The organism is Ursidibacter sp. B-7004-1 (assembly GCF_053654055.1).
The window spans coordinates 150374-173682 of sequence record NZ_JBSIUP010000001.1 but is presented as its reverse complement, the minus strand read 5'-3'; the positions used below and the strand labels follow the sequence as shown (position 1 = coordinate 173682).

Genomic DNA, 23309 nt, shown 5'->3' with positions numbered 1-23309 from the left:
CAATTCTCTACAAAAGATTGTTAGCAACCATTTTGCTTACCATAGATTTTTTACTAAGACATACCAATCCTACTCTACAATTATCACTTTTTTAACCATACAATCATATTGTTTCATTTCTTTGTCAGACATAAATTGGTACTGACATTTAGATTTTAAATACTCAATTTCCTTGTCACTCAACACTTTTTGATACCCTACACGTTTTTCTTCATCAGATAATGTTATTTCTCGTGTACTTTTATTTTCTTGTATTTTTTTAGACACCTTATTCTGTTTATCAACTGCATTCTGTTGTTGCTCAACCGCTTCCTTACTTTGTAAACTATTTGTTGTATCTTCTGCTACTTCTTTTCCACTCTCACTTGGCTGGATATTCCCTTTGCTATGAGTAGTAAGTGAAATATTTTTACTATTTTCAGTATTAATAGGTTTATTTTCTACCACAGGATCTTCAGATTTTACTGTATTTTCTGATGTTTTACTCTCTTTATCATTTGATTGTGCCGCTTCTTTCTCACCTTTAGCAGAACTAATTTCCGTTGTTTGATTTTTTTCTACAACATTTTCGATAGAGGTTGTTACTTTCTCGCTTGAATCCACTGCTTTTTCAGACTTTTCTGCTGGAGTAGTAGATGCCATTTCTTTTTTCGGCTCATCAAAACAGCCACTCAAAATAAAGCTAAGCGATAAAATAGATAATATTTTTTTCATTTTTTAATTTCCTTATTGGATAAAAATAAAAGTGGGGAAACAATCCCCACTCAGTATAGTCGTTATTATAATTTATAATTAACGCATTGTAACAAATTCTTCAGAACCTGTTGGGTGAATTGCAACGGTGTTATCAAAATCAGCTTTCGTTGCTCCCATTTTGATGGCAACAGCAAAACCTTGAATCATCTCATCAACACCAAAGCCAATACCGTGTAATCCGACAATTTTTTCATCTTTACCTGCACAGACTAATTTCATACGGCAAGGTTGGCGATGTTGTGTGATTGCACTGTACATTGGAGTGAAAGATGATTTATATACTTTGATATTTTCCGCACCATATTGCTCAACTGCTTGAGGTTCAGTTAAACCAATAGTACCAATAGGTGGGTGGCTAAATACGACTGTCGGTACAAGGTTATAATCTAAATGTTCGTTCGGTTTATTGTTAAATAAACGCTCAGACAAACGGCGACCAGCTGCCACAGCAACAGGAGTTAGTTCAATTCCACCTTCAATAATATCTCCGACTGCATAAATGCCAGCAACATTTGTATTTTGGAATTTATCCACAGGGATAAAACCACGCTCATTGGCAACTACTCCAGCAGCGGCTAAATTGATTTTATCTGTTGCAGGCTCACGCCCGATTGCCCAAACTAAACAATCTACTTCTTGGCTACGCCCATCGGCTAATGTTAAAGTCAGTGAACCATCACTATTTTTCACGACTTCTTGTGGAATAGCTTGAGTATGTAACGTAATACCATCTTGAGCCATCACTTCAAGTAGAGTTTCAACAATTAGTGGGTCAAAATTACGCAATGGAGCGTGTTGGCGTACAAATAAATGTGTTTCGACACCAAAACTATTAAATACCCCCGCAAGCTCTACGGCAATATAACCCGCACCAACGACAGCAACTCGTTTAGGTAATGTGGTGAGTTCAAAGACACCATCTGAATCAATACCATATTCAGCTCCAGCAATCGCAGGGCGAGCTGGGCGACCACCAGTGGCAATTAAAATATGATCTGCGGTAATTTGTTCTGTTTCACCGTTTTCTAAACGGACTTCTACTGTATTTTTATTCACAAATTGAGCAAAACCACGAATAACATCAACCTGATTTTTACCTAATACATTGTTATAAGATTGGTGAATACGACCAATATAAGCTTGGCGATTTTCGACTAATTTTGCATAGTCAAATTGATTAACCTGTACATTAAAGCCATAATCTGGAGCATAAGAGTGGATAGCTTCCGCTACTTGAGCTCCATACCACATTACTTTCTTCGGTACACAACCTACATTTACGCAAGTTCCACCTAAATATTTTGCTTCAATAATTGCACATTTTTTGCCATAGCTTGCAGCTCGGTTAATAGAAGCGATTCCACCGCTTCCCCCACCGATAGCTAAATAATCATAATGCTTCGCCATTGTTATTATTCCTTACTTAATAAATTAAAAGCGGTGAAATTCTACCAATTTTTTGCAAAAAAACGAATGAATCTTACCGCTTATTAAATATCAATCTATATTCTTTAACTCTTCTTCTGAAAGAGTTTCTTGAATCGAATTACTCGCTTTACCATCTTTAACTTTGAATTCTAAATTCTGGAAATAAGCTTCTCTAAATGTTGCATAGGGATCTTGTGATTGCTTTAACAGTGCATCTTGTCCTAATAATTCTGCTCGTTTATTCACTCCTTGAACAGTGAATTTGGCAATCGACCAAGGTGTTGCAAGTAAAGATAATACTGGGTAAGTTGTATCCACAATTCCCCCTAAATCTTGGCGAGGAGTTGCTGGTCCATAGGCTGGCAACATTACATAAGCACCAGTAGGTACATCATAACTGCCTAATGTATCTCCAAAAGTACGGCGACCATTGTCCAATTTCAAATCATTAGTCATACTCGCAAAGTCAATCAGCCCACCTAAACCGAAAATAGTATTAAACCAAAAGCGAGTAAAATGCACCATTGCTTTTTGTCCTTCACCTTCGAGTAATCTATTCACAAAACTAGCTGGCTCATCAAGGTTATTTGCCACATTTACCAATCCTGTTTTTACTGGGCTTGGTACATAATCACGCCAACCTTTAGCAACAGGCTCAAGAACGTAAGGATCTAAATACTCGTAATTCACTTTCCACATTGCACGATTAAACCCTTCCAACGGATCTTTACGTTGCCCTGTTTCTGGATCGATAGATGATGAACACGCAGTCAATATCAGGACTGGGATCATATAAATTAGTTGCTTTAGTTTTACCATATTAAGCCTTATGTATTATTTAAAAAGGGATTTGTTTTCTTCTCATAACCAATGGTTGTATGAGAACCATGTCCAGAAATCACTATGAAATCATCATCTAAATCAAACATTTTATGATGAATCGTTTGAATTAGTTGCTCAAAATTACCACCATAGAGATCTGTTCGTCCAATACTATTTTTGAATAAAACATCGCCACTAAACGTTATTTTATTTTCAAAATCAAAAAAGCCAATATGCCCAGGTGAATGCCCTGGTAAATGACGAACTTTAAAAGATAGTTTACCAATTTCGACTATGTCATCTTCTTGTAGCCAATGGTCAGGTAAAAAAGCAGGAACTTCAGGGAAACCATAATCACGACAAATTTGCGGTAGTCTCTCAAATAAAATTTGATCTTGTTGCTGAGAACCAAAAACTTCAACCTTAAAATGTTTTTTTAATGATTCGACTGCCATAATATGATCGAGATGCCCGTGGGTAATTAAAAGTTTTTTAACTTTTAGATTTTGGCTCTCAATAAACTGAATAATTCTTTCAGCATCTCCTCCTGCATCAATAACTGCAGCATTTTTATCATCGTCCCAAATAATTGAACAATTTTGCTGAAATGCTGTTACAGGAATAATTTGTAAATTAAACATCTAAACAAACCGCTTATTAACCACGCCAAGTACGAACAGGTCCAGTATCAACGTGTACAAAATTACTGCCAGGATAATAGCCTACTCCACCGTTATGTAAACTCTCTGCCGCTGATTTTACTTTAGCTAAAGGCACTCCTGGGATATAAAAGTCCACCGCTTTACCTAAAATGTGGTAGCTATTACTTGCAACACCACGAGAGCGACGTCTCATTTGAGCATTTGTTTGTGCAGAGCGATAGCCACTTATAATTAAAATCTCGGAATTACGAACTCCTAACTTTGCCTGAATACGAGTTAATTTTAAGAATAAATTAGGATCAATTGCCCTCACTTGGTTTGTACGGCGATCTCGCATAATATGATTTAACTTTTTTAAATCGTTACGAGAAAAACCTTTCGCACTATAAGATGTGACTAATTTTTCTCCCGTATTTACATTACGCAAACGTAATGAGAGAGGCTTGGGAGTGGATACAATTGCACTGACATAATTTGGCAAAAGAGTAGCTCCAAGTATAATACCACCGAGAGATAGCCATCTACGGCGTTGTAAATTTGTGTTTTCCATTCTATTACCTTAATTACTTTTACTTATGTTCATAAACTTTAAAATCCAAGACAACTTTCAGAATCATTAAACTTCAGAAAGTTCCCCATCTAAGAACATTTTATTTAAAATTCACTTAATGTCTGATCTAAATCAGATTTCTTACTTTTTCCCAATCTAATGATGTTTTTGGAATTTTCACATCATATTTATAAATATCAGGTAAGGTATGAACTTTTCCACCTTCAACCCAAGCTGTCACATAGTATAAGTAAACTGGGTTATCTGAACGAATAGGTGCTGAGGTAGTTTTATTACTCGCGAGAACACTTCTTTTACGCTCTTCTGACCAACCAGCCTCTTTTAAAAGCAATGTTGCTAGCTCATCTGATTTAGCCACTCGTACACAACCTGAGCTTAAAGCACGGTTACTCTTACCAAACAAGCTATGATTTGGTGTATCGTGCAGATAAATAGCATCAGAACTAGGCATATTAAATTTGTAACGTCCTAATGCACTATCATCACCTGCTTTTTGACGAATATGGTACGGAAAATTTTTTCTCGGATTATCATAGGAAGACCAGTCAATACTATAAGGATTGACTTTATTTCCCTTACTATCAATAATTTCATAACCCCTACGCTCTACATAACTTGGATCTTGACGCATTTTAGGTACTAAATCTTTATTCTTAATACTAGTAGGCACATTCCAAGGCGGATTAACCACGATATTACTTAATTTACTGTACATCACTGGAGTTCGACGCTCATCACGACCAACAATAACTTTAGATTGTAAAATAGCCTTACCATCACGAAAGTAATGTAATTGATAACTCGGAATATTCACGAAAAGACCATTATCAAAACTAGGTATAAGACGCAAGCGTTGAGCATTCAACGCTAATTTATAAAATGATGTAGCTATATTTTTGTTTTTTTTATTTTTTTTCTTAGGTTCATCATTTTGAAGATAGTCATCAGGTGACATCATAAGCAATCTATCAACAGTTTCCTGATAAATATGATTACGTGGCACTAAGTCTGCCATATATTGCTCTACAACATTATTTCTTACCGCTTGAACCCATGCAGAAATTTGCTCTTCTGATGGAGATTTAGGAACATAACTTCCCAACTTATATAGCCATTGGTTTGCAAATTTCACAACATTTTTGTTGTAATACAAATAATCTAAAAAACTATCAGTGAGTAGAATATCCTGAGCCAAACCTTCTGGCATTTCAAGAATTTGCTGTAGTGCATTTGCTGACTTTGTGGACACACCACTAGCAACAAATACAGCATACTCTTTCAAAAAGATTTTTTGTGCATTTTTATCTGCCCATAATAGCTCCAAGCCATTTGTTGCATATATCTGTGCTACATTTGAAGGTAATTGCAAGTGATTAGAACCTATTTCTTGCTGAATACGGTTCTGGGTCTGTGCCAATTTTTCTGCAGCAATTCGTTTTTCTTCTTCACGCTGAATAATATACTCTGCTTGCTTTAGTAATGCTTCTGCTCTTGCTTGTTGTGCAGCAAAACTTAATTGTGGTAATACGCTATCTTCTACAACAACATTCTCTATTGAAACAGCTGTTACTGCCTGAGCATTTGGTACCACTGTATCAACTACTGAAGCAGTAGATTCAGCCAATGCGGTAGTTGATAACATCAAAAAAGGCAAGTAGTTAAGTTTTTTCATTGAAATTAAAATCCGAATTTGTAAATTTTCTAATAAAAGAGACCGCTTGATAAAGTAAGCGGTCTGAAATAGTATCACATTATAAGCGATTTTTTTATTTTTTATCCATCTGTAACCAATCTACCATCATTTTTTCAGTTTCTTTTAGGAAGAAATCTGGTGCTTCATAATCTTTTGGTAACGCATCAAGATTTTTCAGCGGTTTCTTACCTTCACGTTTAAAACGAGCATTAAGATCATTTAATCGTTTAGTTTCATCAGCTTTATTCTCTTTCAAACGCTCTGTAAGATTTAACGATGTAAATTTACGTTCATCTTTCTGCTTACGGATTGCAATATCTTCATTTAATGTAATAAATTCAGGTTCTTTTGCAATACGTTCAGAATGTTTGTGAGTTAGCTCTGCCACATTTTTACGGGCATTCCCAACTTCTGTATAGTTAGCAGCTGGAATTTTATCCCAAGGCAGTGCATTATCTTCAAAGCTCTCACCAATTTTCTCTGCATTGATAATTTCAGGGAAACGAATATCCGCTTCAACACCTTTTAGCTGAGTACTACCGCCATTGATACGATAGAATTTTTGGATCGTATATTGAATAAAGCCTAATGGGCTTTGATCTAAATCGTAAACAAAATTCAATGAACGGCTTTGTTGTACCGTTCCTTTTCCAAAGGTTTGTTGCCCAACAATAATTGCTCGATTATAGTCTTGCATTGCAGCAGCGAAAATTTCTGAGGCTGATGCACTATAACGGTTTATCATTACCATAATATCGCCATTATATTCAACGTTACTATCTGGGTCTTCGTGAACTCTGATACGATTGAAAGCATCACGCACTTGAACAACTGGGCCTTCTTTAATGAAAAGTCCTGTTAATTCAACAACTTCAGGTAACGAACCACCACCATTTTCACGTAAATCTATGATCAAACCATCTGCTTTTTTCGCTTTCATCTCTTTTAAGAGTTTACGAACATCTGCCGTCAAACCAATGTAGAAAGTAGGAATTTTAATAACCGCAATATTTTTTCCTTCAACTTTATCGAAAGTTAATTTTGCCGCACTATCTTCTAAACGAATTTTATCGCGAACAAGGGTGATAACTTTATTTTTTCCACCTTTTGCAGGCTCAATTTCAAGAAAAACTTTCGTGCCTTTTTTACCTTTAATTTTATCGACAACGTCATCTAAACGCCAACCGACTACATCTTCAATTTTATCTTGTGATTGACCAACACCGACAATCTTATCACCAGCAGTCAATTTTTTACTACGAGCAGCGGGAGCTCCGGGCACAAGTGATTTGATTTTTGTTACATCATCTTCCATCTCAAGCGTTGCGCCAATCCCTTCTAAGGAAAGATTCATACTCTCTTGGAAACTTTTAGCTGCTCTTGGTGAAAGGTAACTTGTGTGAGGATCAATCTCTCTCGCAAATGCATTCAAATAGGTTTGTAAAATATCGTCTGCTTTATTTTGTGTTAAACGGCGAATAGCTAAGTTATAGCGTTTAACTAACGTTTTTTTAATTTCAGCCCATTTTTTATCTTTCAAATATAAATTGATAATATCGTTTTTAACACGCTGTTCCCATAATTTATCAGCTTCTTCTTTTGTTTTAGGGAACGGAGCCTTTTCACGATCATTTTCAATTTGATCATTCCCTTTTAGATCTGGTTCTTTGTCTAATAATGACAACGCATATTGATAACGCTCATAACGGCGTTTCATTAGCAAATCATAGATTTCAAAAGCACTTGTTAATTTTCCCTCATACAATTCTTCATCTAATTTTTTTGCATATTTCGTACGCATTTCATCAATATCAGATTGCAAAAACGTATTATGCGATGAATCAAGCCAATCAATATAACGATTAAAAATTTTCTCAGCAAAAGCATCATCTAAGGTAAATTTATGATAATGAGATTGCGTTAAACGTGCAGTAACACGTTTTGTAGAAAGCGAATGCTGTTCTGTTGGAGTGGGAATAACTAATTCACTAGCTTTAATTGTAGGCTCAACAGCAAAACTGCTAATTGCAATCAAGCTACTACAAAAACCAACAAGATATTTAAACTTGTTATTTATCATAACTATCCTATATGAATTTAATTTTTTAAGATTATTGGCAAAGTCTTTTTGTGTAGAGTGGGCTTTAGACCACCATTTTGTAACTTATTAATTTTAAATATGCAGGGCTGAAACTACCCTGCAAATTTTATTTTTTTGATGTTTGTCATCAGCCTGAACTATATTTAGTGTCTATTCTTACTAAATTTATTCTCTAATGCAGCCAAACTCTCAATAGATGCTTTTGTTGGCTCATTACGTTTTTTTATTTCAGCTCGTTTTTGTGCATTTTCTTCTTTTGCTTTTTGCTTAAAGAATGCCTTACGCTTTTCTTTTTGCTCTTTAATTTGCTGTGCTTTTCTTTCTGCGTAAGCTGCTTTCGCTTGCTCAAGTGATTTTGCTGCGTGTTCTGCCTGTGTCGCATCAACAACGCCACATTCTTCACCATTTAAGCCAACACGAATAGCACCCTCTTTACAAGAATGAAGATAACGCCAATTTGCTGTATAATTACGCAATGCTTGACGTAATAAAGTTTTACTCACTTTACCTTCTTCAGCTAAAGCATCTGCTAACTCTTGAAACAAACCAATTTTTAATGGTTTCGCTTCCCCTTCAGTTGAAAAACATAAAGGAAATTTTTCAGCTAAATAAGCAATTACTTCTTTAATCGTTAAAGTTGTTTTTTGATTTTGTTCTAAATCAAGTTGTTCAGTCATAAATTGTTCCATATAACAAAAGATAAAAATATTTTGGCTATTTTATTCCATTATCTATATTAAAAATAGAGAAACCACACACAAGCGGGTAGATTTCTCATAAATTTTGTCACTATCAAATAGCTAAAAAATAGATTTTAAAGACTAGTTAGGTTGAGTATCTAAAAAACGCTCTGCATCTAACGCAGCCATACAGCCAGTTCCCGCTGATGTGATCGCTTGACGATAATGATGATCCATTACATCACCTGCTGCAAAAACCCCTGCTACACTAGTTGCTGTTGCATTACCATTTAAGCCTGAATTGACTACAATATATCCATTATTTAATTCAAGCTGATCTTTAAAAATTTCAGTATTTGGTGAATGTCCGATGGCAATAAAGACACCATCTAAAGTTAGATGTTCCACTTTATTATCTTGAACTGTTGCAATCTTTACCCCAGTTACGCCCATTTCATCACCAACGACTTCTTCTAATACACTATTAAGATGTAAAACAATTTTGCCTTCTTCAACTTTCTTCATTAAACGCTCAATTAGGATTTTTTCACTACGGAAAGTATCACGACGATGAATTAAATGAACTTGCGAGGCAACATTAGATAAATAAAGTGCTTCTTCTACTGCGGTATTCCCACCACCAATGACTGCAACAGGTTTATTACGATAGAAAAAACCATCACAAGTTGCACAAGCAGAAACACCACGCCCTTTATAAGCCTCTTCCGATGGTAAACCTAAATATTTAGCCGACGCCCCTGTGGCAATAATTAACGCATCACAAGTAAAAGTGTTGAAATCCCCCGTTAATGTGAATGGGCGTTTTGATAAATCTACACTATGAATATGATCGAAAATAATTTCAGTATTAAACTTCTCTGTGTGTTTTTGCATCTTATTCATTAAATCAGTCCCTGTGATTTCTTCAAATTCACCCGGCCAATTTTCAATTTCAGATGTAGTAGTAAGCTGACCACCTTGTTGCATACCAGTTACTAAAACTGGGTTTAAGTTTGCTCGAGCGGCATATACCGCAGCCGTGTAGCCTGCTGGACCCGAGCCTAAAATGAGTAATTTTGCGTGTTTTGTTGCCATTCTGTTCTCCATATAAGCGGTTAGATATTGCGAATTTTTTGTAATATCTAACCGCTTGTTGATCAATATAATAAGGAATAAAGTTGTCTGCGGTATTTTGCAACCATTGGATCTGCATTACCCATTGCTGAAAGTATTGCTAAAAACTGTTGCTTAACTTCACCATTGCTAACATTAAGATCTTGTTTTAACCAATCAAAAAGTAAATCCAATGCTTCTTGATGTCTTTTTACTTGATGTAGTTGATTTGCTAATTTTATTGCAATTTCTGGTGAGTGATTTTTACCATAGTCTGCTTGTAACTGCTGAATTTCTGGCGAATCGGCGGCTTGCTCCAATAATAAAATCTGATCTTGTAACCCTTGCCAACGGCTATCACGATCCTGAATAGGAATTTGCGATAAAATCGCTTTGGCTGGTTCAACATCTTTTAAAGCAATGTGCGTTTCCGCATACAGTAAACCAAAATCACTATTTTTTTTATTCGTCAATTCCCACGCATTTTTTAAGAGTGGTAAAGCTAGGTCATACTGCTCAGCTTCTAAAAACTCAATCGCCTGAGCAAATTTTAAATCTTCTTCTTTAGGAAGAATATTCCCTAAACGAACACGCAATTCTTGCTCAGATACTGCCCCTTGAATAGCATCAACAGGCTGCCCATTTGCAAAAAAATAGCTTGTTGGTACCGCTTGTACTCTAAATTGTGCTGCAACCATCGGTTGCTCATCACAATTGACAATCGCTAAAAGAAATTGTTTGGGAAATTCATCGGATAATCGGCGAAAGAGTGCTTCCATTTCTATTGAAGCTGGCTCTCTTGCTGAAATAAAATGAAAAACGACAGGGATTTCTGTCGCTGCATTGATCACTTCACTAAAATTTGTTTCATCTACATTGATTAAATAATTCATAACAGCCTAGATATAAGTAATTATTCTTTAACTACTTTTATAAAATTCCCCTTTATGGAATTAAACAAAAGCCGAAAACAGTGTTTTCGGCTTACATAATGACGACATTTTAGACTAAATTCAAGTCTTATCCGTTAATGAACTTTTCACCTAATTCAATATCTGCTTTCAATGTTGGGATCATCGCATCAATAGCGGCTTGTTCATAAGCACTTAATTCACCAATAGGTAATAATTCTTCAACACCATTACGTCCTAAACGAACAGGTTGTGCGAAGAAACGAGCATATTTACCATCACCTTCAACATAAGCATATTCTGTTACTTCTTCGCCAGTTAAGCCTTTTAGTACAGAACGAGCAAAACGGGCAGCAGCTTGTGCCATTGAAAGTGTTGCAGATCCACCACCAGCTTTTGCTTCAACTACTTCGGTACCCGCATTTTGAATGCGTTTGGTTAATGCTTCAACTTCTTCTGGAGTAAAGTGAATGGTATCTGCTTCATAAGCCTGAGAAAGTAATGGTAAAATAGTAACGCCTGAATGCCCACCAATCACTGGTACTTTGATACGATTTACATCTTTACCTTTTAACTCTGCGACAAAGGTTTCTGAACGCAATACATCTAGTGAAGTAACACCAAATAATTTACGCGGATCATAAACACCTGCTTTTTTCAGCACTTCTGCGGCAATTGCAACAGTTGTATTGACAGGATTAGTAATAATACCGACACAGGCTTTCGGGCAAACCACTGCCACTTTCTCGATTAAATTACGCACAATACCTGCATTGATATTAAATAAATCTGAACGATCCATTCCTGGTTTGCGTGCAACACCTGCTGAAATTAAGACTAAATCTGCATTTTCTAATGCTGGAGTTGGGTCTTCACCGCTATATCCCGTTGCTTTTACCGCTGTTGGAATATGGCTCACATCTACTGCTACACCTGGAGTAACAGGAGCAATATCATAAAGCGCTAATGTAGTACCTGCTGGTAACTGTAATTTAAGTAATAGTGCTAATGCCTGACCAATACCGCCTGCCGCACCTAAAACTGCCACTTTCATAGGGTTCTCCTTACTTGAATATAAAAATGAGATGCTTAAAGTGTATGTAAAATCGTGCAAATATTCAAATATCAAAATTAAATTTTGCGACTTACCGCAAATTTTTTAGAAAAAAAGCCTATTCAGATTGATTTTTTTGCATAAATAAACAAAAATTCAGCATATTTTTAAATCTTAATGAATAATAAGGAAATCACAGTGGAAAAAACAGATTCACTTTCAGAAGCATTTAAAGCCCTTTTAAAAGAAGAAAAATTTGGTTCACAGAGTGAAATCGTTACGGCACTACAAGAACTAGGTTTTACTCACGTTAATCAATCTAAAATATCACGAATGCTCACTAAATTTGGTGCAGTGCGTACACGCAACACAAAAATGGAAATGGTTTACCAATTGCCTGCTGAATTGAGTGTTCCAACCACATCAAGCCCATTAAAAAATTTGGTTGTTGATATTGATCATAATGATGTGCTAGTGGTTGTACGCACTAGCCCTGGCGCTGCACAACTTATTGCTCGTTTACTTGACTCAATGGGAAAAGCAGAGGGTATTTTAGGTACTATTGCTGGAGATGACACCATTTTTATTACGCCAACACGCGAAACAAGTATCACCACACTTATTCACAATATTACTGACCTATTTGAGAGTTCGCTCTAATGCATATATTCATTACAGGGGGAACAGGCTTTATCGGAACAGCTCTTTGCCAAGAATTGATTAACCAAGGTCATTATCTTACTGTCTTAACCCGTCAATCCCTGACAACTCAACAAGCGGTAAGTTACTGCCAAAATCTTGCCGATTTCCAAAATTTAAATCAATTTGATGCAGTCATCAATTTAGCAGGTGAGCCGATTTTTGATAAACCTTGGACAGAGCAACAAAAACAAAAGCTACTTTCTAGTCGATTAACTATCACCAAGCAATTAGTAGAACTGTTCCATAAAAGTGAACAACCGCCTCATACCTTTATTTCAGGCTCTGCCACTGGATTTTATGGAAATTTAAGTTTTACAAAAAAATATGATGAACAAACCGCTTGCGGTATGCAATTCCCTGCTTTGCTTTGCAAACAATGGGAAGAAATGGCTCTCCAAGCGGAAAGCTCACAAACACGAGTTTGCTTATTACGGACAGGCATAGTCTTAGACCAAGCAGGTGGTGCGTTACAAAAAATGCTACCTATCTATAAATTAGGCTTAGGCGGAAAACTAGGTAACGGAAAACAACATTGGGCGTGGATTTCACGAGATGATCATATTCGGGCAATTTTATTTCTGCTGAATAATAAACAGAGCAAAGGGGCTTATAACCTAGTTGCCCCTAATAGCATCAGTAATACTGATTTTAACCGCCTACTTGCTAAAGTATTAAAACGTCCCGCATTTTTTAGCGTTCCTAGTTTTATCTTAAAACTAGGGCTTGGTGAGCGTTCGCAATTATTATTAGATAACCAACCGCTTATTCCACAAAAGTTACTCGATGAAGGGTTTGAATTTCAATATCACACACTTGAAAAATATTTGAATAATCACTTTAGAAAAACTAAGGGCTAATTTAAGTTTAGCCCTTTATAAAAAATTGATTTACACATTAAAACGGAAGTGCATTACATCACCGTCTTGAACAATATAATCTTTACCTTCTAAACGCCATTTTCCTGCATCTTTTGCTCCATTCTCACCTTTATATTGAACGAAATCATCATAAGCAATTACTTCAGCACGAATAAAACCTTTTTCAAAATCAGTATGAATAACAGCTGCCGCTTTTGGTGCAGTTGCCCCAACTGAAACAGTCCAAGCTCTCACTTCTTTTACACCTGCGGTGAAATAAGTTTGTAAGTTTAATAATGCGTAACCTGCACGAATAACACGATTTAATCCAGGTTCTTCAATACCAAGATCTTGTAAAAACTCTGTTTTTTCTTCGTCTTCTAATTCCGCAATTTCTGCTTCAATAGCAGCACATACAGGCACAACCACAGAACCTTCTTTTGCAGCAAATTCTCTTACTTTTTCAAGATAAGGGTTGTTTTCAAAGCCGTCTTCATTCACATTGGCAATATACATTGTTGGTTTTAAGGTTAAGAAGTTATACCCTTTGATAGCGTGTAATTCGTCTTTATCTAAATCAACGGAGCGGATCATTCCTGCATTTTCAAGGACAGGTAAGATTTTTTCCATAATAGAAAGCTCAAACTTAGCCTCTTTATCGCCACCTTTTGCACGCTTTTGTAAACGCTGAATAGCTCGTTCACAACTATCTAAATCGGCAAGGGCTAACTCTGTATTGATCGTTTCAATGTCATCAAGTGGATCAATTTTCCCTGCAACGTGAACAATATCATCATTTTCAAAACAACGAACAACGTGTCCGATTGCATCGGTTTCACGAATGTTAGCTAAGAACTTATTACCTAAGCCTTCACCTTTACTTGCTCCTGCCACTAAACCAGCAATATCAACAAATTCCATTGTTGTTGGTAACACACGTTCTGGTTTAACAATTTCTGCCAGTGCATCAAGGCGTGGATCAGGCATTGGTACAACACCTGTATTCGGCTCAATCGTACAGAATGGATAATTTGCTGCTTCAATTCCTGCTTTGGTTAAAGCGTTAAAAAGTGTTGATTTACCCACATTTGGCAAACCGACAATACCACATTTAAATCCCATAATTTTTCCTATTTTGAGTAACTTATGTACCGCTCAAGCGGTCAGTTTTACTAATTTTTTTACCAATGTTTATGCTTTAAAAGCATTTAAGCGGTTGGTTGCTTTCACAATGCCATCTTTAAATAATAAATCAATACAACGACTTGCTTCATCAATCGCTGCATCAATCAATGGTTTATCCGTTGGTGATGGTTTACCTAAAACATAACCTGCGACTAAATCTTTGTGTCCTGGGTGTCCAATGCCAATTCGAACACGATAAAAGTTATTGTTATTGCCTAAACTTGCTACAATATCTTTTAATCCATTATGTCCACCGTGTCCGCCACCTTGCTTAATTTTAGCGATACCAGGTGGCAAATCTAACTCATCGTGAGCCACTAAAATCTCTTCAGGTTTTATACGGTAGAAGTTAGCCAATGCCCCTACTGCTTTACCACTTAAATTCATAAAGGTGGTAGGAACAAGTAAGCGAACCTCCCCTTGAGCTGTATTGATTTTAGCCACTTTACCAAAGTATTTAGCTTCTTCTTTTAAGCTCACATTATACATTCGGGCAATTTCGTTAATTAACCATTCCCCTGCATTATGACGAGTTTCTTCATACTTCGCCCCAGGGTTAGCAAGCCCTACAATTAACTTAATTTGCGACATTGCGATAAATTCCTATCTCGATAGTTTAAGGGCAAATATGATTTGCCCCTACGATACAAATAACATTAGAACCGTAGGGGCTAATTACATTAGCCCCATACTACCTTCAATAATCCAACACCGCCTGATAAGCGGTGTCTTTTTAGTTAAAATTTACGAATTACTCTTCACCCAACAACTTCAATTCACGTTGTCTAATTTGGTTTTTGAGTAGCTCAGTAAATTCTGCAATGGTAAACGTGCCTAAATCAGCCCCTTTGCGTGTACGCACTGCAACTTTGCCTGCTTCGATTTCTTTATCGCCACATACGAGCATATAAGGAACACGACGTAGAGTATGTTCGCGAATTTTAAAGCCTACTTTTTCATTACGTAGATCCGCTTTTACACGAATACCTGCATCAGATAAAGCTTTCACTACTTGTTGAACATAATCCGCTTGACTGTCGGTAATGTTCATTACCACCGCTTGTGTTGGAGCTAACCAAGCAGGGAAGAAACCCGCATATTCTTCAGTGATGATCCCGATAAAACGCTCAAGTGATCCTAAAATCGCACGGTGGATCATCACTGGCGTTCTACGATCATTATCTTCAGCAACATAAGATGCATTTAAACGCTCTGGTAAGAAGAAGTCTAACTGGATCGTACCGCATTGCCACGCACGATCTAAGCAATCGTGGAGAGTAAATTCAATTTTCGGCCCATAGAATGCCCCCTCGCCTTCTTGAATTTCATATTCTAGCCCGTTTGCAACTAACGCTGCGGCTAAATCCGCTTCTGCTTTCGCCCACATTTCATCAGTACCAATGCTGTTTTCAGGGCGAGTTGAAAGTTTTACTTTGATATTTTGGAAACCAAAGGTGCTATAAATATCGTAAACCATTTTAATGCACGAAGTTACTTCACTTTCCACTTGCTCTGGCATACAGAAGATATGTGCATCATCTTGGGTAAAACCACGCACACGCATAATGCCGTGTAATGAGCCTGACGGTTCGTTACGATGACAAGAACCAAACTCCGCCATACGCAATGGTAGATCACGATAAGATTTTAGACCTTGGTTGAAAATCTGAATATGCCCTGGGCAGTTCATCGGCTTAATTGCGTACTCACGATTTTCCGAAGAAGTAGTGAACATTAAATCACCATAGTTTTGCCAGTGACCTGTTTTCTCCCACAATACTCTGTCCATCATAAATGGACCTTTTACTTCCTGATAGTCGTATTGTTTAAGTTTAGTACGAACAAAGGTTTCAAGTTCGCGGAAAATCGTCCAACCGTCATTATGCCAGAACACCATACCTGGAGCTTCTTCTTGCATATGGAATAAATCTAAGGCTTTACCAATTTTACGATGATCACGTTTAGCCGCTTCTTCTAAGCGGTGCAAGTAATCGGCAAGCTGTTTTTTATCCGCCCAAGCCGTACCATAAACACGTTGTAGCATTTTATTTTTGCTATCGCCACGCCAGTAAGCCCCTGCGACTTTCATCAATTTGAAGTGATGACAAAAACGCATATTCGGGACGTGTGGACCACGACACATATCAATATATTCTTGGTGATGATATAACGCTGGCGTATCTGTTTTTGCAATATTTTCATCTAAGATAGCCATTTTATACGGCTCGCCACGAGCTTCAAAAGTATCTCGAGCTTCTTGCCAACTTACTGGCTTTTTCACTACGTCATAGTTGGTTTTTGCTAACTCAAGCATACGTTTTTCTAACGCATCAATATCTTCTTGAGTTAAAGAGCGATCTAAATCAATGTCATAATAAAAACCGTTGTCGATCGTTGGTCCAATCGCCATTTTAACATTTGGGAAAAGCTGTTTTATTGCGTGACCGAGCAAGTGAGCTGTTGAGTGACGAATAATTTCTAAACCGTCTTCATCTTTTGCGGTAATAATTTCTAAGGTTGCATCTTCGTGAATCATATCTGATGCATCACGGCGTTCACCGTTTACACGCCCTGCGATAGTTGCTTTAGCAAGACCGGCACCGATACTTTGGGCAACGTCCATTACAGAAACGGGGTGATCAAATTGGCGTTGAGAGCCATCTGGTAAAGTAATAATTGGCATTTTTAATCCTTATACAGTGGTAACCCATACGAAAGGCTACTTGTTGAGATTGAACATTTTGCAAAAAATGGAAAACAAAAAACCGCTTGCAAGCGGCTAGATTCCGATAATTTTTTGCGATTTATTAATTGATTATTGTATATAAAACTGAGCTTTACTCGCCCTCACAAATGGGCGGACGAAAAAGCGGTTAGATTTTAGCAAATTTTTGCTATAACGAAAAGCGAATCACTGCCTAAAAATAAATGAGTAGTGTGAACATTCGCCACACTACTCATTTTCTTTATCTATACAATAATCACATCTTTCGCTAGATCAAAGGCTGTTAATCCTTTAGCAAAAATTATTGGATCTGCATTTCCTAATGCGTCAGGATCATAAGATAAGGTTTTCTCCGTAGCATCGTATTTCAGATAATCACTCAAATTAGAGGTTTGCTCAAGTAACGATGAGAAAATATCTCTTGAAAGCTCAATTTTATCTTCGCCTGATTTAAAGTCGGTAATGGTATCAACTTTACCATTTAACACCGTCTTAAATACGAAAACATCATTTCCAGCACCACCAGTTAAGGTATCTTCCCCTAAACCACCAATCAATCGGTCATTACCACCTGCACCGTTCAACGTGTTGCCATTGTTATTCGCAATTAAAGTATTATCGCCATCATTACCTGTCGCATTTTTAGCGGTATTGCCGATTAAAATTAGCGTTTCAACATTTGTTGGTAGGGTAAAATCTACCGTACTGTAAATAGTGTCATTACCTTCATCCGCATTTTCCGTAACCGTATCGCTTGTTGAATCCACCACAAAAATATCATCGCCTAAGCCACCGTATAACTGGTCGTTACCTACTCCACCATCTAGGTAGTCATTACCCTCACCGCCTTTGATAATGTCATCACCAGCACCACCTGAGATATTGTTATCCGCTTTGTTACCAATCAATTCATCATTATGTTTTGAACCAATCAGATTTTCAATTTGCGTACCAAAACCGATAAAGGCTTGGTCTTTGGTGTAGTTGTTAAACTTGACAGCCTCTTCACTTGTACCTCTTTGAGTTAATCTGAAAATTTCAGAAGATTGATAATCCAAATAGCCTCGAACAGAACTAATATTTGGTTCATCTTTCTCAGTAAAATAATTATCTATCCTACTTAATTTGTCCTCTCCTTCTAAAACTAAATATTTAGTTTTATTTTCTCCACGATAAATCCAAGAACCTGGCGTTAAATCAACGTGAACAGCTTTATCTTCGTGAGACGCATCAAAAGTATCAACGCCTGCACCGTCCCAAATATAAATAGCTCCATCTGAAGAATAATAATCATAGTTTTTAAACGTATAGACATCATTACCAGCGCGTTGTTTTTCATTCACACCAAAACGGTAGTGTAAGAAAGCTAAATCGTACATACGTAAATCTCTTAATGACTCTGCTTCAGCACTTACATTGTAAGACATTAACGTAAATTCACTTGATGCTTCTGTTTCAAAATTTTCTACAATTTTCTTCTCAAAATTAGCATAATACTCTGTATGCTGCATTTGAAGATTATGTGTAATTTCGTGTAAGGCAATACGTAACACTCTATCTTCATTATACAATCTCTCAATTTCTGTCGCATTTTCTTTTTCAGCTTCCGAAATAATCATACCTTTCTGCCAATATAAATTTCCTCCTGAATATGCAAGAGCTATGGACGATTCATAATTTTTAACAAAACTAGATTGGTAAAGCGTTATTCCTTCGTTTGGATTAATTTTCTCATCTGATTTAATAAATTCAATATTAATGTAGGAAGAAATAATTTTAAATGCTTGCTCAATGATAGATTTATGTTTATCCGAAAAATCAACATATGTTCCATTTTGAGATATGCTAGTATTAGGATTTTGAGCATTTGAGCTTTCTTTATCTGCAAAATGATATTTTAAAACTAAAGGTTTTCCATTTCCTCCATAATTAATTCTAGTTAAAAAACCTTGGTTTTGATTTGAATTTACGCCTTTAATAAAATATGGTAGATCTACATTAGTATTAGCCTGAGTTAACTTATTCACAAATACATCACTAGTTGGCTTGGTTGAAGCAAAATGAGCTAAATCACTTACTTCAACTTCTTTTCCTAGCCCATTATTCACCTTTAATACTGCGGTAATAGCTGGGTAAGATAATTTATCTATAATTTTTCCATCGCTAAATGCCTCAAAATATTTTCTTGAAATTTTTGCACTAAATGTTTTATCCGCATTTACTTCTATATCCTTATAGTTTTTTACTTCCACACCATTGTTGAGATGTAAATCAATCTTATCGCCTTGTTTCACTAGCCCATTGACCTTTCCAGTAACAGTAACAATATCAAAATCTTCAGGTAATTTGAATAAATACTGATTATTTTCTGTAACTGTTGTTTTAATTTCCATTGATTCAAATTTATTACTTAGTTCAATGCTATTATCTGTTTGATTTAACTTATAATCATCTGACACCAAAACTTTATTTTCTTGAATAGAACGAGAATAACCAGCTTCACCATCTATTTTCTGAATTAGATGATTTTCACTCATTAACTTTAAAGATTTTATTTTAATTTCTGGTTCAGGCGTCGGTTTAACCATTTTAAATGGTGAACCATTTGTTGATGCAACTAAATCCACTGGTGTTTTAGGGAAATAGGTTTGACGGCTATCGTTAAAATCGACAGTAATTGTTTTTCCATCCAACATTTCAAAATCTGCTTGAGGAACATCAACAAAAAATGTTTTTTCTTTGCTATCAAAACCAACAGTGTAAACTTTATCACCGATATTCACATTAATCGTTTTTAACCAACGTGCATTTTGCCCCTTGGCATAAATACCATCAAATTCAACAGAACCATTAATACGAATACTACGAGTATTAATTGCATCTACAATAAAATTATCCCCAATATTCTCAATCTTAATACTAGCAATTAAATTCGGGTCTAAATCATATTGAAGTTTAGTTTCTGCGGTAGCATTACTTTGCCCTTGTACTGTTGCTTTCAGAGTGTAATTTGAAGTATCTCTTAATTCATCTAAAGTGAGAGTAACACTAAGATCTTTTCCGTTCACCACTGCTGTTTTAGTTTGTCCATTAACCTCAACCGTTACCGTAGGGTTATTTCCTAAATCATTCCCCCATACCTTACCTTTTAAGGTAATCGTTTTTTGACCTTCCGTTACATTTATAAAATTATCTGTCGTTAAAGGCTCTAAACTGATACCTATATCTGCCGTTGCGACAGCGTAAGATTGCGTGCCACTAAATACGCCAACGTTACCCGCATCATCGCTATGCTGATATTGAATGCTAATACCTTGCGAGCTGTTTTCTAATAATTTGCTGGCTGGAATGCTTGTGCTAAAGCTACCGCCATCTTTAATTTCAACGGATTGGGATTGACCGTTAAATGTAAGAGTAACCAGTTCGCCAACTTTGAAATCCCCTTTGACTTTACCTGTGATAGCCACATCCCCTGTCGCCGTTTTCAATATACGATTATTATCACCCACTGTTAATTCAACAGTGGCTATCGGTAAAATCGTATCAACATTGTAATTTGCTGTTGCGGAATGTTCTCCGCTATTACCTGTAAAACTGTTGGCTTTAATTACCGCTTGAATTTCAGACTGACCTTGTTTCGCAGTCAGCTCCCCAGCAGGCAAGGTTAAACTCCAACTGCTATTTTCTAAATCAAGCACTGCTTGGTGTTTTTTGCCGTTAATTGTAATTTCCGCCTGTACGCTCTTTTCATCTACTTTGGCTTTATCAAAATGTAATTGCCCTGATAGCGTAATTGGCTGTTTTGCCACTTCCAAATTAATGGTTGGAATTGGATTAACCGTAATACCTAATTTGGGTGGTTCTAGATCGAAGCGGTATGTTGCGGGTAAAGAATCGCTATTCGGGGCTGAAATAATGGTTATTCCATCAAAATTCGCAAAATCACTCTCATCAAAAAATACAGCTTTAATACCAATTGAACCTGTATGCTGATTTTTTAATAACATCTCTTTTACAACATTTACACTAAAGTTTGTACCATTAAATGTTAAAGGTATTTTATCTGAACCAATAATTAATTCTGCTTTACCGACAGGGAAAATGCCACGACCAGCTGAAAAACTCCCTGTTATTTTTATTGTGCTAGCTTTCGCTTCTTCAATATTAATAACACCATCCGTTCCAATAGGATCAATAGTTACGCTCACTTTAGGTTGTTTAGTATCAACACTATACTCTTTCTCAACTTCCGCTGCCTTAGCACTATTTTTGGCTTCATCTACCGCTGTATAGTTTGCTTTTATCTTCATTTTATTATCTTTTGCAGCAGCGACTAAATCCGCACCTTTTACATCGACTTGGAATTTACCCTCACTAATAATAGCTTCTAAATCTGTCCATTTAGTACCTGTACAACTTGGGCAACCGCAGGTTAAGATTACTTTTTGCCCATTAAAACCATTTTTTACCGTACCTGAAATCGTAATATTGGTTTTGGCTTCCGCTACATTGATTTTATTATCACCTGTAATATCATCAATAGTGAGTTCTGGCTTCTCTATGCTATTTTTTACTTGATAGCTACGAGATACTTCTGTTGTGTCACTATTTTTGGCACTATCTGAAGTCATAATTTCAGCAGTAATTTGAGTATGCTTCACCAAAGATGTTGTAGATACATCTGCTTCAAAAGTAAACTCACCATTTTTCTCTACGAGTGTCACTTCCTGTGTACTGTCGCCTAATTTCAGAATGACTTTATCTGTGGCTTTAACTTCTGAATGGGCTGTATTGGTTACCGTACCGCTAATTTTTATCGTAGCATCTTTGGATTCCACTGCATTGATAATATCATCATCGGTAATACCATTAATTTTGATGATTGGTTTTCCGATTATTGTATCAACGCTATATTCTTTATTTTCTTCTGTAAGGATCGTTTCAGAATTTGATAAGGAAGCGATCACTTTTAGGTTATTTATACCTTCATTCTGCTTTAATTTTTCACCTGGAATATTAACACTCCACGAGTTATCCGAATTTAAGGTAACTGCAAATTTCTTTTGGTTAATGACCGCTTGTAACTTAATGGATTGCGAGCCTTGATATTCCACACGTCCAGTTAAAACAACTTCAGCGGAACTTTCCGCTTTATTTAAGATGTTATCGCTAGCTATATCATTGATAATAATTTTAGGCTTAGGTTGTTCTGGTTCTGGCTCAGGTTTTGGTTCAGGCTGAAGTTGCGGTTCAGGCTGAGGCTGTGGTTCAGGCTGAGGTTGCGGTTCAGGCTGAGGTTGCGGTTCAGGCTGAGGTTGCGGTTCAGGCTGAGGTTGTGGTTCAGGCTGAGGTTGCGGCTCAGGCTGAGGTTGTGGTTCAGGCTGAGGTTGTGGTTCAGGCTGAGGTTGCGGTTCAGGCTGAGGTTGTGGTTCAGGCTCAGGTTGCGGTTCAGGCTCAGGTTGTGGTTCAGGCTGAGGCTCAGGTTGTGGTTCAGGCTGAGGTTGTGGCTCAGGCTGAGGTTGCGGTTCAGGCTGAGGTTGTGGCTGAGGTTGCGGTTCAGGCTGAGGTTGTGGCTGAGGTTGCGGTTCAGGCTGAGGTTGTGGCTCAGGCTGAGGTTGTGGTTCAGGCTGAGGTTGTGGTTCAGGCTGAGGTTGTGGCTCTAACGGTTTTGAATTGTGATTATTGTTATCTAAAACCTTTTTATAGACCTGTGTTGCTAGCACAGCTCCTGCTACTAACGCAGTGCCTGTTAATGCAGCACTCCAATCCGCAAAAGGTACTTCTGCACGTTCAAATCGAATTGCTGTTTTCTGCTGCCCATCTACAAAAATAGATTGATTTTCTTCCAATGATGCACCATCTAGCTCAACGACTAAATTACCATTTTCATCAAATACTTTGTAAACCGCATCTTTATACAAGGGCAATTCACTGATTTCTCCTGAAGGCAAATTAATAATAGTTGGAGAAAGTTGATCGGATAAGAGAATGTGAACAGTATAAGTGGACATATAAAATAACCCTAATGCCAAAATAAAAAATAGAAAAT

17 protein-coding genes are annotated in these 23309 nt (G+C 36.8%); 2 read left to right on the top strand and 15 right to left on the bottom strand.

What is annotated here, in order from left to right; translation table 11 throughout:
- Nucleotides 1–69 precede the first annotated feature (69 nt).
- The 11 genes from ACWIW0_RS00805 to mdh all read right to left on the bottom strand — a co-directional run bounded on the left by ACWIW0_RS00805 (nucleotide 70) and on the right by mdh (nucleotide 11791).
- Nucleotides 70–714: a hypothetical protein gene (locus tag ACWIW0_RS00805; protein ID WP_454451799.1), complete on the bottom strand. Its 645-nt coding sequence runs from the start codon at nucleotides 712–714 to the stop codon at nucleotides 70–72.
- A gap of 78 nt (nucleotides 715–792) precedes the next feature.
- Complete coding sequence (gene gorA, locus ACWIW0_RS00800) at nucleotides 793–2163, bottom strand: glutathione-disulfide reductase (protein WP_454451798.1); 1371 nt, start codon at nucleotides 2161–2163, stop codon at nucleotides 793–795.
- A gap of 90 nt (nucleotides 2164–2253) precedes the next feature.
- A complete protein-coding gene (locus tag ACWIW0_RS00795) occupies nucleotides 2254–3003 on the bottom strand; it encodes an MlaA family lipoprotein (protein ID WP_454451797.1) in 750 nt (249 codons plus the stop codon).
- An 8-nt stretch (nucleotides 3004–3011) separates the two neighbouring features.
- Nucleotides 3012–3647: an MBL fold metallo-hydrolase gene (locus ACWIW0_RS00790; RefSeq protein WP_454451796.1), complete on the bottom strand. Its 636-nt coding sequence runs from the start codon at nucleotides 3645–3647 to the stop codon at nucleotides 3012–3014.
- Nucleotides 3648–3663: 16 nt separating this feature from the next.
- The gene (locus ACWIW0_RS00785) at nucleotides 3664–4218 is read right to left on the bottom strand and encodes a DUF882 domain-containing protein (RefSeq protein ID WP_454451795.1); all 555 of its coding nucleotides are present in this window, start codon (nucleotides 4216–4218) and stop codon (nucleotides 3664–3666) included.
- 127 nt (nucleotides 4219–4345) lie between these two features.
- Nucleotides 4346–5911, bottom strand: coding sequence for a L,D-transpeptidase family protein (locus ACWIW0_RS00780; protein WP_454451794.1), 1566 nt, complete (start codon nucleotides 5909–5911; stop codon nucleotides 4346–4348).
- Nucleotides 5912–6005: 94 nt separating this feature from the next.
- Nucleotides 6006–8012: a carboxy terminal-processing peptidase gene (gene prc / locus ACWIW0_RS00775; protein WP_454447105.1), complete on the bottom strand. Its 2007-nt coding sequence runs from the start codon at nucleotides 8010–8012 to the stop codon at nucleotides 6006–6008.
- Nucleotides 8013–8176: 164 nt separating this feature from the next.
- Nucleotides 8177–8710, bottom strand: a complete 534-nt coding sequence (gene proQ / locus ACWIW0_RS00770; RefSeq protein WP_454451793.1) for an RNA chaperone ProQ — start codon at nucleotides 8708–8710, stop codon at nucleotides 8177–8179.
- A gap of 144 nt (nucleotides 8711–8854) precedes the next feature.
- Entirely contained in the window at nucleotides 8855–9808 is a 954-nt protein-coding gene (trxB, locus tag ACWIW0_RS00765; RefSeq protein WP_454451792.1) for a thioredoxin-disulfide reductase, read from the bottom strand.
- Between the two features lie 62 nt (nucleotides 9809–9870).
- A complete protein-coding gene (locus ACWIW0_RS00760; RefSeq protein WP_454451791.1) occupies nucleotides 9871–10719 on the bottom strand; it encodes a co-chaperone YbbN in 849 nt (282 codons plus the stop codon).
- A 127-nt stretch (nucleotides 10720–10846) separates the two neighbouring features.
- A complete protein-coding gene (gene mdh / locus ACWIW0_RS00755; RefSeq protein WP_157395273.1) occupies nucleotides 10847–11791 on the bottom strand; it encodes a malate dehydrogenase in 945 nt (314 codons plus the stop codon).
- A 198-nt stretch (nucleotides 11792–11989) separates the two neighbouring features.
- Between mdh and argR the strand changes: the two genes are divergently transcribed.
- Both argR and ACWIW0_RS00745 read left to right on the top strand, forming a co-directional pair.
- Nucleotides 11990–12451, top strand: a complete 462-nt coding sequence (gene argR / locus ACWIW0_RS00750) for a transcriptional regulator ArgR (RefSeq protein ID WP_454447100.1) — start codon at nucleotides 11990–11992, stop codon at nucleotides 12449–12451.
- Nucleotides 12451–13350, top strand: coding sequence for a TIGR01777 family oxidoreductase (locus ACWIW0_RS00745; RefSeq protein WP_454451790.1), 900 nt, complete (start codon nucleotides 12451–12453; stop codon nucleotides 13348–13350). Before argR ends, ACWIW0_RS00745 begins: the two co-directional genes overlap by 1 nt.
- 30 nt (nucleotides 13351–13380) lie before the next feature.
- On the opposite strand, the gene ychF is transcribed toward ACWIW0_RS00745, so the two are convergent.
- The 4 genes from ychF to ACWIW0_RS00725 form a co-directional block, all read right to left on the bottom strand.
- A complete protein-coding gene (gene ychF, locus ACWIW0_RS00740; protein WP_157395270.1) occupies nucleotides 13381–14472 on the bottom strand; it encodes a redox-regulated ATPase YchF in 1092 nt (363 codons plus the stop codon).
- Between the two features lie 69 nt (nucleotides 14473–14541).
- Complete coding sequence (pth, locus tag ACWIW0_RS00735; RefSeq protein ID WP_454445994.1) at nucleotides 14542–15126, bottom strand: aminoacyl-tRNA hydrolase; 585 nt, start codon at nucleotides 15124–15126, stop codon at nucleotides 14542–14544.
- 160 nt (nucleotides 15127–15286) lie between these two features.
- Complete coding sequence (gene thrS, locus ACWIW0_RS00730; protein WP_454451789.1) at nucleotides 15287–17218, bottom strand: threonine--tRNA ligase; 1932 nt, start codon at nucleotides 17216–17218, stop codon at nucleotides 15287–15289.
- A 287-nt stretch (nucleotides 17219–17505) separates the two neighbouring features.
- Nucleotides 17506–23271, bottom strand: coding sequence for an Ig-like domain-containing protein (locus ACWIW0_RS00725; protein ID WP_454451788.1), 5766 nt, complete (start codon nucleotides 23269–23271; stop codon nucleotides 17506–17508).
- Nucleotides 23272–23309 lie beyond the last annotated feature (38 nt).

Bases quoted from the DNA above. Each gene is read 5' to 3' on its own strand.
- ACWIW0_RS00785 (WP_454451795.1), bottom strand. From the start codon at position 4,218: ATGGAAAACACAAATTTACAACGCCGTAGATGGCTATCTCTCGGTGGT.
- ACWIW0_RS00780 (WP_454451794.1), bottom strand. From the start codon at position 5,911: ATGAAAAAACTTAACTACTTGCCTTTTTTGATGTTATCAACTACCGCA.
- proQ (WP_454451793.1), bottom strand. From the start codon at position 8,710: ATGACTGAACAACTTGATTTAGAACAAAATCAAAAAACAACTTTAACG.
- ACWIW0_RS00745 (WP_454451790.1), top strand. From the start codon at position 12,451: ATGCATATATTCATTACAGGGGGAACAGGCTTTATCGGAACAGCTCTT.
- ACWIW0_RS00725 (WP_454451788.1), bottom strand. From the start codon at position 23,271: ATGTCCACTTATACTGTTCACATTCTCTTATCCGATCAACTTTCTCCA.
- prc (WP_454447105.1), bottom strand. From the start codon at position 8,012: ATGATAAATAACAAGTTTAAATATCTTGTTGGTTTTTGTAGTAGCTTG.
- thrS (WP_454451789.1), bottom strand. From the start codon at position 17,218: ATGCCAATTATTACTTTACCAGATGGCTCTCAACGCCAATTTGATCAC.
- ychF (WP_157395270.1), bottom strand. From the start codon at position 14,472: ATGGGATTTAAATGTGGTATTGTCGGTTTGCCAAATGTGGGTAAATCA.
- ACWIW0_RS00805 (WP_454451799.1), bottom strand. From the start codon at position 714: ATGAAAAAAATATTATCTATTTTATCGCTTAGCTTTATTTTGAGTGGC.
- ACWIW0_RS00760 (WP_454451791.1), bottom strand. From the start codon at position 10,719: ATGAATTATTTAATCAATGTAGATGAAACAAATTTTAGTGAAGTGATC.
- gorA (WP_454451798.1), bottom strand. From the start codon at position 2,163: ATGGCGAAGCATTATGATTATTTAGCTATCGGTGGGGGAAGCGGTGGA.
- mdh (WP_157395273.1), bottom strand. From the start codon at position 11,791: ATGAAAGTGGCAGTTTTAGGTGCGGCAGGCGGTATTGGTCAGGCATTA.
- trxB (WP_454451792.1), bottom strand. From the start codon at position 9,808: ATGGCAACAAAACACGCAAAATTACTCATTTTAGGCTCGGGTCCAGCA.
- pth (WP_454445994.1), bottom strand. From the start codon at position 15,126: ATGTCGCAAATTAAGTTAATTGTAGGGCTTGCTAACCCTGGGGCGAAG.
- ACWIW0_RS00795 (WP_454451797.1), bottom strand. From the start codon at position 3,003: ATGGTAAAACTAAAGCAACTAATTTATATGATCCCAGTCCTGATATTG.
- ACWIW0_RS00790 (WP_454451796.1), bottom strand. From the start codon at position 3,647: ATGTTTAATTTACAAATTATTCCTGTAACAGCATTTCAGCAAAATTGT.